The organism is Microcystis sp. M44BS1 (assembly GCF_020244875.1).
In the GTDB taxonomy this organism is placed as follows: Bacteria; Cyanobacteriota; Cyanobacteriia; order Cyanobacteriales; family Microcystaceae; genus Microcystis; species Microcystis panniformis.
On the sequence record NZ_JADBVM010000290.1, the window covers coordinates 1 to 13,214 of the forward strand.

The 13,214-nt window shown below is 46.8% G+C and carries 12 protein-coding genes and 1 pseudogene; all 13 read left to right on the forward strand.

Translation table 11 applies throughout. The features are described from left to right. The coding region (locus IM515_RS21985; RefSeq protein WP_287698186.1) for a zinc ribbon domain-containing protein at nt 1–213 on the forward strand (213 nt) is incomplete at its 5' end. Nucleotides 214–594: 381 nt separating this feature from the next. After that, on the forward strand, nt 595–1,119 hold the full coding sequence (locus IM515_RS21990) for a type IV pilin-like G/H family protein (RefSeq protein ID WP_287629481.1): 525 nt from the start codon (nt 595–597) through the stop codon (nt 1,117–1,119). Between the two features lie 168 nt (nt 1,120–1,287). Continuing rightward, on the forward strand, nt 1,288–1,779 hold the full coding sequence (locus tag IM515_RS21995) for a glycine zipper family protein (protein ID WP_002764742.1): 492 nt from the start codon (nt 1,288–1,290) through the stop codon (nt 1,777–1,779). A gap of 100 nt (nt 1,780–1,879) precedes the next feature. Continuing rightward, nucleotides 1,880–2,653, forward strand: a pseudogene (locus IM515_RS26210) (DUF1254 domain-containing protein); the annotation flags it as partial. A gap of 447 nt (nt 2,654–3,100) precedes the next feature. Next, the gene (locus tag IM515_RS26215) at nt 3,101–3,490 is read left to right on the forward strand and encodes a DUF1214 domain-containing protein (RefSeq protein ID WP_502881981.1); all 390 of its coding nucleotides are present in this window, start codon (nt 3,101–3,103) and stop codon (nt 3,488–3,490) included. Between the two features lie 54 nt (nt 3,491–3,544). After that, nucleotides 3,545–5,914 carry an arylsulfatase gene (locus tag IM515_RS22005; protein ID WP_287629479.1) on the forward strand — a complete coding sequence of 790 codons (2,370 nt, stop codon included), beginning with the start codon at nt 3,545–3,547 and terminating at the stop codon, nt 5,912–5,914. Between the two features lie 89 nt (nt 5,915–6,003). After that, nucleotides 6,004–6,678 carry a MarC family protein gene (locus IM515_RS22010; RefSeq protein ID WP_002764733.1) on the forward strand — a complete coding sequence of 225 codons (675 nt, stop codon included), beginning with the start codon at nt 6,004–6,006 and terminating at the stop codon, nt 6,676–6,678. A gap of 96 nt (nt 6,679–6,774) precedes the next feature. Beyond that, nucleotides 6,775–7,380, forward strand: coding sequence for a hypothetical protein (locus IM515_RS22015; protein ID WP_002764731.1), 606 nt, complete (start codon nt 6,775–6,777; stop codon nt 7,378–7,380). A 51-nt stretch (nt 7,381–7,431) separates the two neighbouring features. Next, nucleotides 7,432–8,193: a Coq4 family protein gene (locus tag IM515_RS22020; RefSeq protein ID WP_287629477.1), complete on the forward strand. Its 762-nt coding sequence runs from the start codon at nt 7,432–7,434 to the stop codon at nt 8,191–8,193. 54 nt (nt 8,194–8,247) lie between these two features. Further along, a complete protein-coding gene (locus IM515_RS22025) occupies nt 8,248–8,856 on the forward strand; it encodes a DUF1345 domain-containing protein (RefSeq protein WP_287629476.1) in 609 nt (202 codons plus the stop codon). Nucleotides 8,857–8,884: 28 nt separating this feature from the next. Next, the gene (gene gad / locus IM515_RS22030; protein WP_002764724.1) at nt 8,885–10,288 is read left to right on the forward strand and encodes a glutamate decarboxylase; all 1,404 of its coding nucleotides are present in this window, start codon (nt 8,885–8,887) and stop codon (nt 10,286–10,288) included. A 3-nt stretch (nt 10,289–10,291) separates the two neighbouring features. Next, on the forward strand, nt 10,292–11,215 hold the full coding sequence (locus tag IM515_RS22035; RefSeq protein ID WP_287629474.1) for a hypothetical protein: 924 nt from the start codon (nt 10,292–10,294) through the stop codon (nt 11,213–11,215). Nucleotides 11,216–11,328: 113 nt separating this feature from the next. Further along, nucleotides 11,329–13,080 carry a mechanosensitive ion channel family protein gene (locus tag IM515_RS22040; RefSeq protein WP_287629473.1) on the forward strand — a complete coding sequence of 584 codons (1,752 nt, stop codon included), beginning with the start codon at nt 11,329–11,331 and terminating at the stop codon, nt 13,078–13,080. Nucleotides 13,081–13,214: the final 134 nt, after the last annotated feature.

Sequence of the window (13,214 nt, forward strand, 5' to 3'; positions counted from 1 at the left end):
ATATTGCCCTTGAAAATGCCGTTAAATGTTCGAGAATGGGACTGTCCAGACTGTGGGACTCACCATGACCGAGATATTAACGCTAGTAAAAACATTTTGGCCGCAGGGCTTGCGGTGTCAGTCTGTAGAGCGACCATAAGAACAGAACAGAGTAAATCTGTTAAGGCAGGTGCGGAACCCCGCAAGGGAAAGAAGCAGAAACCCAAATCGTGAGGTTTGGGAATCACCGTCCGTTTACGGCGGTGAGGATGTCAACCGCCCACCGTTGTCAATAGTTACTACGGTGCGGGCTGTTATAACTGCGGTGGTTGGGCCGCAGCTGGAGCGGCGGCCACCACAGGAGTCGCCCTCGGCGCCACGGCTGCCACTGCCAATCAAGCGGAATCCTACAATGCAGGATTTGCGGCGGGCAGTGCCTACGCCCTCGGAGCGATCTATACTAACCTCCCAGGGGGATGCGTTTATAACCCAGTTGGTACAAGCACTTATTACCGCTGCGGTACGGCTTGGTTAAGTCCCGCCTACGGTGCTAAAGGGGTTTACTATCGGGTCGTGACCGCACCTTTTTAAAGATTTATTAGCCTTGAATATCCCATGAGAAAACCTAACCGACATTTTTCCCTCGCTTTCCTTTTTAGTTCTCTCGCTCTCCTCGCTACAGGGAATCTGACTCTAAGTCAAACAGGTAATTCGATCGCTCAAGATCAGAACGCCGCTTTGCAAGCCGTCGCCAAGATGACCGAGGGACAGCGCACCTATTATCAGAATAACGGTAATTTTCGAGCGAAAGTTGACAATGTTCAAGATGATTTCGGGGTTACTTTGCCGAAAACCTTTGATTATGCCATTCGCACCACTTCCGAGGCCGCCTATAGCTACGTTATCCCCGCTCGCTCAACCGTCAGCAATCAGCTAAAAGCTTATGTGGGTGCGGCTTTTATCACTCCTAACCAAGACCCGAAAATCACGACGATTATCTGTCAGAATACCAATCCCGGTCAGACGCGTCCGGCGGATCCGCAATTGGTGCGCGGCAATCAGTTTAACAACCCCGGAAAACTGACCCTCCAGTGCGGCGACTTCTCCGTACAGGTTCCCGCTTCCGAGGTGAACGAGTAGTGTTGAGGTTGGGAGAACAGTTAATTGTCTTGCTGGTAGCGGGCCCGGGACAGTTGATCACTTGACTTTTCGGGAACGATTTAATCCTCTCGGTAATCTGTCTAAATTTATCGAGTTTTTCTCTCGTTTTTAACAATTAATTATCGATTCAGTTGATCGGAGTATCTCATGAAAAGATCGATCGAAACCCTGAGCGTGATGGTATTAGGAAGTATTCTTTTCCATACCGATGTCAGTTTGGCTCAAGTGGCCGAACCCTTCGCCTATCCCAGTCAAGGACAAAGCCAAGAACAACAACAGCAAGACCATTACGCTTGTTATTCTTGGGCAAAACAGCAAACCGGAGTCGATCCCAGTCAGCCGGATCAGATATCCCCCGCCACTGCCGCCCAATCCTCGCAACAGGGACAATTGCTTCGCGCAAGTGCCACAGGCGCTTTATTAGGAACGGTCGGAGGAGCGATCGCTGGGAATACCGGGGAAGGTGCAGCGATCGGGGCGGGAGTCGGGGCTTTGGCGGGACTGTTCCGAGAACGAGAAGAACAACAGCAGGCCGAGCAAGCGCAAGTCGAAGCGACCCAAGAGGAAAACCAGCGATTACAAACCTACTATCAAGCCTGGACAGCCTGTATGGAGGGACGGGGTTACAGCGTCCAGTGATTTTCGGCGATCGCAGAAGCAGAAATCTCTGGAAATCCGCTTCCTTTCCCCGTTATTTCTGTCCCGAAATCTAAGCGATTTTTAACGTAACCGGTTAACCATGTTGAGAAACCTCAAAAAACTACTCGATCCCGCAGGTATCCGCATAGCGGCACGCTTTTTCCGGCTTACCGAACGAGCGCCCTTAGTTGCGGTCGTTCTCGTCTTCGTAACTGTCAGTTCGCTCATCGCCGCCTATCCGAGTATCGGACAATCCCTGAGCGGTTCTCCCGCCGATCCCCGATTCCAATTCTCCACTCCCCTACCACCTGGGATCGCCTCCCCCGCTAGAGTAGAAACCCGTCTCGGCCGGTTAAATTTCTTCGATGGTTTTCCCGACAAAGCCACCGCCGATAAACTATTCGATCACCTCGATTTCCAGCGCGCCGTTCAAGCCTATCTACTGGCCATTCCGGCGGTTAATCAGGTTGCTAACCGCAACGCAATCCGCACCTTGGGACCCGTCAATACCGTCGTGCCGATTTTCGAGGAGCTGCTAGACTCGCGATCGATCTTTCTCACCGCCAACGATAATACCGTTTACAGTTGGGCGTGGATCGACCTGAAAAACGGGCCGATCGTCTTGGAAGTTCCCCCGAAGGTATTGGGGACGATTAACGATCTCTGGTTCCGTTGGGTGATCGATGTGGGGATTACTGGGCCGGATAAGGGGGAAGGGGGCAAGTACCTGTTATTACCGCCGGGGTATACGGGAGAAGTGCCATCGGGATATACCTTAGTGCGATCGCCGACTTTTAATCTCTGGGTTCCTTGGCGGAGTTTCCTGGTCAACGGAGATCCGAAACCGGGGGTAGAGTTGGTGAAAAAATTCACGAAAATCTATCCCTTGACGGATACCAACAATCCAAAACCGTTAAATTTCGTCGATATGTCCGGCAAACCTTTCAACACAGTCGCCCCGGCGGATTATCGGTTTTGGGAATTCCTTAATCAAGCCGTGCAGGAAGAACCGAGCGAATCCCTCGATCAGATTCGACTAGGATACTATGCGGCGATCGGCATTGAAAAAGGCAAGCCCTTCGCGCCGGATGCGCGGATGAAAAAAATCCTCACCGAAGCGGCCGCTGTCGGGGATGCCACAGCCCGGGCGATCGCCTTCCAGATGCGGGACAAAAACGCTTACTACTACGCTAACAGCCATTGGGAATTACCTTTTATCGGTGGCTACCAGTTCCAGACCCAGCCCGGTGTTCTCAACCTCGATGCCTATATCTATTACTACTTCATGGCGACGGGTGTTACTCCTGCAATGGAAGAGAAAATGGTGGGACGGGGTTCCCAATACGCATGGACGGCCCGCGATGCTCAAGGAAACCCTCTCGACGGTGGCAAGAGTTATCGCCTGCACCTACCCCCGAACGTTCCCGTTAAAGATTTCTGGTCAGTTATCCTTTACAGCAACCAGACGCGATCGATGATCCAGACCGATCAACGCTTTCCCAGCGTTAGCAGTCAGACGAAAGGACTTCTCAGCAACCCCGACGGTTCAGTAGATGTCTATTTCGGACCGAAAGCTCCGGCGGGTAAGGAAAAGAACTGGATACAGACGGTCCCTGGCACGGGCTGGAATACTATCCTCCGACTCTACGGTCCCCTAGAGCCTTGGTTTAACCAGTCTTGGCGGCCGGGGGAGATCAAGGTAATGAAATAGCCGATTTTTCCGATTTTCACCTCTCGATCGCACAATTTAAAAGGAGCCCTCAAGATGACCCAAGACAAACCGATCCAACGCCAAATTCTACCGATTCCCGACTTGACCCCCTTCGGTCTAACCACCTACGACGCCAAGAATCCCGACACCCACTATCCCCCGATTCGAGATATCCGACCGCCGGCCGGTGCACCCAACGTGCTGATCGTGCTGCTCGATGACGTGGGTTTTGGAGCCGCCAGTGCCTTCGGTGGTCCCTGCAATACCCCCACTTTCGAGCGATTAGCGGCGGCTGGGTTAAAATACACCCGTTTTCATACCACTGCCCTCTGTTCTCCCAGTCGTGCGGCTTTGCTCTCTGGAAGGAATCATCACTCGGTGGGCATGGGCAACATCACCGAAACCGCCACCTCCGCCCCCGGACAAAGTTCCGTTCGTCCCAACACCAAAGCCCCCCTCGCCTTGACCCTGAAGCTGAACGGCTATTCCACGGCGCAGTTCGGTAAGTGCCACGAAGTACCCGTTTGGCAAACCAGCCCGATCGGTCCCTTTGACGCTTGGCCCTCCGGCGGGGGTGGATTCGAGTATTTCTACGGCTTTATCGGTGGCGAAAATAACCAGTGGGACCCGGCACTTTACGAGGGAACGACCCCGATCGAACCGCCGAAAACTCCGGAGGAAGGCTATCACCTGACCGAGGATCTGGCCGATCGAGCGATCGCTTGGATTAGTCAACAAAAAGCCCTCGCCCCCAATAAGCCTTTCTTTGCCTACTTCGCCCCCGGCGCAACCCACGCCCCCCACCACGTCCCGAAGGAGTGGATCGACAAGTATCGAGGCCAATTCGCTCACGGTTGGGATCGCCAGCGTGAGATCACCTTTGCCCGACAGAAAGAACTGGGCGTAATTCCCCAAAATGCCGAACTCACCCCCCGTCACGCCGAAATTCCCCCATGGGATGACATGGACGAGCGCCTGAAGCCGGTATTAGAGCGCCAGATGGAGGTGTACGCCGCCTTTCTGGAACATACCGATGATCAGGTGGGACGAGTGATTCAAGCCTTAGAAAAGCTAGAAATCCTCGACGATACGCTAATTTACGTCATCGTCGGTGATAACGGTGCCTCCGCCGAGGGAACGCTTCAGGGCGCGTTTAACGAGATGGCCAACTTTAACGGGTTAGCGGGTCTGGAAACCCCGGAATTTCTCCTCTCGAAACTAGATGACTTCGGTGCGCCCGATTCCTATAATCACTACGCGGTCGGTTGGGCCTGGGCGATGAGTAGCCCCTATAAGTGGACGAAACAGGTCGCTTCCCACTGGGGCGGCACCCGCAACGGTACGATTGTTCGTTACCCCAAACTCATCCAGGAAAAAGGTGGGATTCGTCACCAATTCTGTCACGTTATTGATGTGGCCCCGACGGTGTTGGAAGTGGTAGGCATTCCCGAACCGACGATGGTTAACGGTGTCCTACAAAGTCCCTACGAGGGTACGAGTATGGTTTATACCTTTAACGACGCAGCCGCCCCCGAACGTCATGATGTGCAGTATTTCGAGATGTTTGGCAATCGGGGCATCTATTACAAGGGTTGGAGCGCGATTACCAAGCACCGCACCCCGTGGGTGATGACTGGACAGACGATGGTTCCTTTCGACGATGATATCTGGGAACTATACGACGGCAGTACGGATTGGACGCAAGCTCGGGATCTCTGCCGGGAAATGCCAGAGAAACTGCACGAACTACAGCGACAATTTCTGATCGAGGCGGTTAAATATAATGTACTGCCCCTAGATGATCGCCAAGTGGAACGGATCGATCCCGCCACCGCTGGGCGACCCACCCTCGCCGGGGGGAACTCGCAATTATTTTTCGCCGGAATGGGGCGTTTGTCCGAAAATAGCGTCATCAACATCAAAAATAAATCCTTCTCGGTAACGGCGGAACTGGAAATTCCCCCGGAAGGCGCGGACGGGGTGATTATCGCCCAAGGCGGCCGCTTCGGTGGTTGGAGTGTCTATAGCCACGATGGAAAAGCCAAGTTCGTCTATAACGTGCTGGGGATTGAAAGTTTTGTCACCGAGGCGACGGAGACGATCCCGGCTGGCAAGCATCAGGTACGGATGGAGTTTGCCTACGATGGTGGTGGTTTAGGACGGGGGGGAAATGTCACCCTCTACTACGACGGTCAACCGGTGGGTACGGGTCGGGTAGAACGAACTCAGGCTTTTATTTTCTCCGCCGACGAAACCACGGATATCGGCTACGAATCTGGTACCCCCGTGGCGGCGGAATATACCTCGAAAACCAGTCGTTTCACCGGTAAGATCGGTTGGGTTCAACTCGATCTGGGTACGGACGATCATGACCACCTGATCGACCCGGAGGAACGTCTGAAAATTATCATGGCCCGGCAGTAGAAAAGGGGACTTGTGATACTGGTAGTTTTATCTAGACTATACCTCGGTTAAAAGCAAAAAAATTGAGCTTAAATTAGCAACTTTGTCCTATGGAATGGTCTTTTTTGAGAAACTTTGCCATCACTTTATTCGCCCTCTTAAATCCTCTGGGGATGCTGCCGATTTTTATTAGTTACACCGCTCGCGAACGTAAAGAAGTACAACGACTCGTGGCTCTATTTGTGTCGTTAACTGTCTTGTGTTTGTTATTGATTTTTATGTTTATCGGAACGCCAATGCTAAAATTCTTTGGTGTCACCTTAGACTCTTTTCGCCTGGCTGGTGGCGTGCTTTTGTTGATTATCGGTATCAACATTGTTAACGGTTCTGGGGCAGGGACAAAAGAGCTTTTAATTAATGAGCAAGGCGGGGATTATCTCAGCGAAGCTAAGTCAGTTTATCGGCAGATTGTTATTCCTATGGCTATGCCTTTATTAGTGGGTCCTGGGGTTATTGCTAACGTTATCCTTTATGCCAGTGAAGCCGAATCAAGGCTAGGTAGTGGTACGGGCATTGAACTGATTTTGATGACAATTTTAGTCAGTTTTTTAGTCTTTCTCATCCTCGCGGCTGGCAAATGGTTACAAAGACTTTTAGGAGATATTGGCTTGAGTATTACTCAGCGAGTTATGGGCCTATTTGTAGCGGCGATCGGAGTACAATTTATGGTGACAGGTTTGGTTAATATTTTTGTCGATCAGATCGTTCCGAAACTACCATCATAGCCAATTGCTAATTAGTCTAAATAGTTAGCTAAGAAAATTACTGGAAATATCAAATAAGCTGTTGTATATTTAAACTGGGTATTAAGGAGAGCAATCATGAGAAATTCTGAGCAATTGACCAAATCCCTGAAGCGTTTTCGTTATACACTTTTTCTGGGAGTAGCGGCCATGGCAATCAATAGCTGGGGGATGCCCAATATTTCTGTAGCCCAGACTACTCCTGCTCAAGAAAAAGTGCAGTTAATGTTCGTACAAACGGCAGAAGATCTTAAGGTAGATCCCGTCGCAAAAACAATTCGCCTGGTGAACGTCAACAAACAGACATTATACTTTTCCGATCGCCCAAACCGGATTGCTGGTAATCTGACCATGGCCGCCTACATGGACGAGTGGACAGCCAGGGCGGGAAAAGATAATTTTGCCAACGATCCCCCCAATGCTACCCTCTCGGTCTATGAACCTGGCCGTCAAGACAATACTATAATTGTCGTCGAGATTAGCAATCCCGTCATCGATGGCAAGGACTTGATTTATAGCTACAAGCTAATCGAAGGGACTCTACCCAAGGCCGGCGGGGCAACTTCCCTATTTATCGATTGGATTGGTGTTGGTGGTGGTGTCGGTCCTGGCTTTTACGGGGTGGGGGCCGGGACCCGCGGGGTCGGTTTATACGGTGGTTACGGTGGCCCCCTGCGCTATTAATACAATTGTTCTAAACCGCCTGTAAATTTATCTACCGATGAGGAGAATTCCATGAGTTACAGATACATCAATCAATTAGCCACACCCGAAAATTTGCATCGATTTCTGGAATTTGTCGATCTAGCGGCTGGTGCGGGCCAAGAAACGGCTAATGTCTGGGAAATCGAGCGCCGATTGGTCAATAGTCGCCCGATGGAGTTATGTGTAAAAGCAGTTCTGCAAGAACCAGCTTCCGCTCAATTAGTGCAAGAAAGATACATCGGCAAACCCTACGATCTCGAAGCAATGTTAAAAATGCCGAAAGGTTCTCTCGGTTGGACTTACGGCACAATTATGCACACTTTGGGCTATGATCCGCAATTTTATCCCCAACGCGAGCAATTTGATTCCGATGCCGACTATATTGGTTTTCGCATTGATAAAACCCACGATATCCATCACATTCTCACCGGGTTTAGTTTAGATACTCTTGGAGAATTGGGAGTAATTTCTGTCACGGTCGCTCAAACTCGTTATCCTACTTTTCTCCTCATCGATATCCTCTCTTTACTGATGACTTTTTTTACCAGTGATACTCTGTTAAGTCAGGTAGAAAGTGATGCCGATTTAAATAAAACTCTCGGTTACAAATTCGATTTAATTTCTCGGGGAATTACCATCGGTCGCCAGGCCCAACCTCTATTCCCAATCAAGTGGGAAGAAGGATTAGAAAAACCCTTAGATCAATGGCGTGAAGAACTGAATATCAAACCAGTTTTAGACAGCCCTTGGAGTTGGTACAGTTGCCCGGAATTACAAGCCGCGATCGCCTAATTTACCCCGCAGATTTTTATGAGAGAATAGTTAGGGATAATTCTGCTTTGATCTATGGTCAAAAAAAACGCTAGAAAACCCAGCTATACTCAAATTCGCTGGCTCTGTCAAATAATTGTCGCTCTGATTGTCTTAATGCTGCCGGTGACTATTACTCTGCGACTGGTTTTAGCTTTTCTTTTCGCTTTGATAGTGGCAATTATGTTACTAGCTTACAGAATTTCTTGCCTTGCCCCCTGGCAGCTAGAACTACTAAAACCTCCCAATCATCGGGGGGCATTTCTGGAATCCCTATTTTATACGATCGGCAGTTTCGGACTATTAATTTATCTGATCGCTTCCGAACACGCCATCGTTCATTTTGCCTGTGGTTTTTTGGGTATTATTAGTGCTTGGTTAGCCATACAATTGATCTACAGCCAAGAATATGCAGTACGCTACTATCATGATGGTAAAGGCCTAGTTTTTCCCGATTGCGATCAACCTAATTGGACGGAATTTCTCTATCAAGGTTTTTGTATGGCGGCTTGTTATCAAACCTCTGATACAAGTATTAATAGTACGGCAATGCGGCGGCTGGTAGCAACCCACGGGATGCTTTCCTATTTTTTATCCGTCTCGATTATTGCTATTATTTTTGGCATGATCGGTAATTTACTCTAAGCAAAAAAGATATTTTATTAAGGAAGTCATGGTTCATCAGAAAATTAATCTCGATCGCCTCAGTCCGGAAGAAGCACTAATTACCCCCACCTATGCTTCCCGCGCCCTGACTTCCGCTGTACCTAAATACGAGATTCCCGAGGGGGAAATGCCGCCGGCGGCGGCGTACAATTTAATCCGCGATGAACTCGCCCTTGATGGTAATTCCCGCCTGAATCTGGCTACTTTTGTCACCACTTGGATGGAACCGGAAGCCAAACAATTAATGGCGGAAACCTTCGATAAAAACATGATCGACAAGGATGAATACCCACAAACCGCCGAAATTGAACTGCGTTGTGTGAATATGATCGCTAGACTCTGGAATGCTCCCGAAAACGAAGCGGCAACCGGTTGTTCTACCATTGGTTCCAGTGAAGCGGCGATGTTGGGAGGCATGGCTTTAAAATGGCAGTGGCGCAAACGCCGACAAAAAGAGGGTAAACCCACCGACAAACCTAATTTAGTCATGGGCATTAATGTGCAGGTTTGTTGGGAAAAATTCTGTCGTTATTGGGAAGTAGAACCGCGTTTTGTGCCGATGGAAGGGAATCGTTTTCATCTCAATGCGACGGAAGCAATTAAACTAATTGATGAGAATACGATCGGGGTAATTGCCATTATGGGTAGTACCTTTGATGGTAGTTACGAACCCGTCCAAGAAATTAATGATGCCCTGGAAAAATTGAACAGAGAAACCGGCTGGCAAGTTCCCCTGCACGTCGATGGTGCTAGTGGTGGTTTTATTGCCCCTTTTCTCGATCCCGATTTAGTCTGGGATTTTCGCCTCAAATGGGTTAAATCGATTAATGCTTCTGGGCATAAATACGGTTTAGTCTATCCCGGTGTTGGTTGGATTATCTGGCGAGATCGGCAAGAATTACCAGAAGAATTAATCTTTCATTGTAATTATTTAGGCGGTGATCTGCCTAATTTTGCTCTGAATTTTTCTCGTCCTGGTAATCAAGTAGTCGCTCAATACTATAATTTTTTACGACTGGGTAAGGAGGGTTATCGACAAATTCATCAAGCCTGTCGAGATACGGCCTTGTATTTATCGGGGGAAATCGCTAAGATCGGACCGTTTGAATTAATTACCGATGGCAGCACTATTCCGGTTTTTGCTTGGAAATTAAAGGAGACAATTAGCGATCAAGCTAATTATAGTTTATTCGATTTAGCTGATAAATTGCGCGAGCGGGGTTGGTTAGTTCCTGCCTATACAATGCCGAAAAATCGCCAAGATTTAACCGTGCAGCGCGTGGTGATCAAGGAGGGATTTAGTCGCGACATGGCGGCTCTGTTGTTGCGGGATATTCATTCAGCGATCGCCTTCTTTAAATCTCAGTCTAATTATCAGTCAAAATTATCTGGTTCCCATTTCCATCACTAACAGATGTTGAGGAAAAACTCGCTTAAATTTCCCAAAAATTGGCAACCCTTACAAAGTTTTGGTGTTGCCAATTTTTCCACACGAATTATTCACCGAACTGCTCAAGGAAATTTTCATATTTGGTCATCTCGGCGCTTTCGTAAACGCCATAGCAGTGAAATTAAATCTAGCACTTCTGACTTAATTTCTTCTAAGTTAAAGCAGTTTAAATACTGGACTTGGCAATTAGATAATTTAACCTGGTGGATCGGTTTTATTTTTACTCTTGGTTCAATTTTATTCGTCGTCGGGGCAATTCCGATGATGTTCCCCCATCCCCGCTTAGAGAGAATTTCTGTCATTAATTTTATCGGTTCAGTTTGTTTTACTTTTGGTTCCTATGCCGCCTTTTTAGAAGCTATTAATTTAAATCTAGATGTTACTCTGATTCGGGATGCAGAAATACTGGAGGAAAAAATCGGTACTGTCTCCCATCCCGTCCCCAAACTAATTAAAATTAAATGGTTTGCTTGGCAACCCGATCGCCTTGAATATTGGGGAACTTTTATTCAATTTATCGGAGCTTGTCTATTCAATATTAATTGTTTTTTTGCCATGGTACAGGGTTTAAGTTGGCAGAGTGATGATCTGTTAATTTGGATTCCTAGTACCCTTGCTTCCCTTCATTTCTGCACCGCTAGTTATTTGGCTGTTGTCGAAGTTTCTCATAGTTATTGGTCTTGGCATTTTAAAGAAATAGAATGGTGGATCGTGGTGTTAAATTTAGGCGGTTCTCTTGGCTTTTTGAGTGGCAGTATTTTCGGCTTTTTCGGACAAGGAACAATTATTTGCTGTCAGGAATGGGGAACAAATTTCTCCTTTTTATCGGGTTCACTTTTGTTTTTAGGAGGTAGTTATTTAATGATTCCCGAAATGTTGCAAGAATAGCTTTCAGATGTGAAAACTTCCCTCCTGTCTTAGCTTAGTACACCTGTATCTTATCGAAGACAGTAATGGCTGAACCTTACCCTACTACACAGATAAAAATCTGACTTAATCCTATGCAATTTGTACCATTTTTCGATATGAATCAAAGATCTTTAATGCCAACTATACCATCTAAAGCTAGAGGATGGATGAAAAAAATTGGGCATACCTTGGTCATATTTTTTGTAGTTTTACTACTGACTCTAACCTCCCCTCTTTTGGGAATAGCTCAAAATCCGACACAACTGGAAAATAAAATTGACGGCTTTCCAGTTATGTTAGATGGAAAACCCCTCTTTTTTATCCGGCGGGGAGTTTCTTCATTTTCGGCGGAGGAGAGAGCTAACGCTATTACCCGGAGAATTGAAAGAATTGCTCAAAATGATTCTATTCCTGTTGATAACCTGACAATTAAGCAGATTCCTGATGATAACTCACTTTATTTAAGTGTAGATCAAGAAGTAATTCTAACGGTGACGGAGCGAGATGCAAAAGCCTATCGTTCAACGCCGGAGGTTTTAGCTCAACAAGCTTTACAAAAAATTCAGGTTGCTATCGCTCAATATCGCCAAGATCGAAAACCCGAACAACTACTTAAGAACATCATTTATACGGTTATAGCCAGCTTTGCCTTCCTGATTATTAGCTTTGCAGTTATCAAAATTTCAGGGAAGCTATTTCCCTTTATTAGACGTTTGATTGAATCCTTGACGCCAGGCATTCAAATCGGGAATGTTGAGATCATATCTTCCTCTAATATAAGCTTTTTTTGGCTGCGAGTTCTTCGGATAATTCGCTTGTTTGTTCTGTTTTTATTATTATTTAATTATGCTACATTTGTCCTTCGTTTATTCCCCTGGACAAGAGTTTTTGGCGAGGGTATTTTAGGTTATTTTTATCAATCATTAGAACTGGTTTTGTCGTCCATTGGCAAATATCTTCCCAATGCCTTTATTATTGCCATAATCATTTTTATAACTTACTACTTAATCCGGCTAATCAAGCCCTTTTTTACAGCAATAGAAAGAGGAAATCTGGTTATTCCGGGTTTTTATACTGATTGGGCTAAACCGACTTACAATATCCTATTAGTCATAATTCTTGCCATAGCAGCAATAGTGGCTTTTCCCTACTTGCCCGGTTTTAATTCTCCAGCTTTTCAAGGCATTTCTGTTTTTCTTGGTCTTCTTTTATCCCTTGGTTCTACTTCAGCGATCGCCAATGTTATTGGGGGAATTATTCTTATTTATACCCGTGCTTTTCGCATCGGAGATCACATTCAAATAGGAGATGTAATTGGCGATCTAATTGAAAAAAACTTCCTAGTTATTCGCATTTGTACTCCTACTAATAAAATCATTACTATTCCTAACTCGTCTTTATTAAGTGGTAATGTGATTAACTTTAGTATTTCCTCACGGGAATTAAACAGAAATCTAATTATTCAGACAACGATTACCCTAGGGTACGATCTGCCTTGGCGAAAAGCCCACACAACCTTAATTGAAGCTGCTCTAGAAACTGAGCATATTCTCAAAGAACCCGCACCTTTTGTCCTGCAAACTAGCCTAGATAATTTTTACATCAGTTATCAATTAAACGCTTACACTAACCAACCCAATTTGATGGTAATAATTTATTCAGAACTCCATCAAAATATTCAAGATAAGTGTAATGAAGCCGGGATTGAGATTCTCTCTCCCAGTTACACCTCCCTACGAGATGGAAATACAACAACCATTCCCGAAAATTATTTACCTTCCGATTATGTCGCGCCTCCCTTTCGCGTTCAATCTTCAGACAATCAGGAAAACAACACATTTTGACATCCTCACCGCCGTAAACGGACGGTGATTCCCAAACCTCACGATTTGGGTTTCTGCTTCTTTCCCTTGCGGGGTTCCGCACCTGCCTTAACAGATTTACTCTGTTCTGGTCTTATGGTCGCTCTACAGACTGA

Bases quoted from the DNA above. Each gene is read 5' to 3' on its own strand.
- IM515_RS21990 (WP_287629481.1), top strand. From the start codon at position 595: ATGAGAAAACCTAACCGACATTTTTCCCTCGCTTTCCTTTTTAGTTCT.
- IM515_RS26215 (WP_502881981.1), top strand. From the start codon at position 3,101: ATGGTGGGACGGGGTTCCCAATACGCATGGACGGCCCGCGATGCTCAA.
- IM515_RS22025 (WP_287629476.1), top strand. From the start codon at position 8,248: ATGGTCAAAAAAAACGCTAGAAAACCCAGCTATACTCAAATTCGCTGG.
- IM515_RS22015 (WP_002764731.1), top strand. From the start codon at position 6,775: ATGAGAAATTCTGAGCAATTGACCAAATCCCTGAAGCGTTTTCGTTAT.
- IM515_RS22010 (WP_002764733.1), top strand. From the start codon at position 6,004: ATGGAATGGTCTTTTTTGAGAAACTTTGCCATCACTTTATTCGCCCTC.
- IM515_RS22020 (WP_287629477.1), top strand. From the start codon at position 7,432: ATGAGTTACAGATACATCAATCAATTAGCCACACCCGAAAATTTGCAT.
- IM515_RS22035 (WP_287629474.1), top strand. From the start codon at position 10,292: ATGTTGAGGAAAAACTCGCTTAAATTTCCCAAAAATTGGCAACCCTTA.
- IM515_RS22005 (WP_287629479.1), top strand. From the start codon at position 3,545: ATGACCCAAGACAAACCGATCCAACGCCAAATTCTACCGATTCCCGAC.
- IM515_RS21995 (WP_002764742.1), top strand. From the start codon at position 1,288: ATGAAAAGATCGATCGAAACCCTGAGCGTGATGGTATTAGGAAGTATT.
- IM515_RS22040 (WP_287629473.1), top strand. From the start codon at position 11,329: ATGCAATTTGTACCATTTTTCGATATGAATCAAAGATCTTTAATGCCA.
- gad (WP_002764724.1), top strand. From the start codon at position 8,885: ATGGTTCATCAGAAAATTAATCTCGATCGCCTCAGTCCGGAAGAAGCA.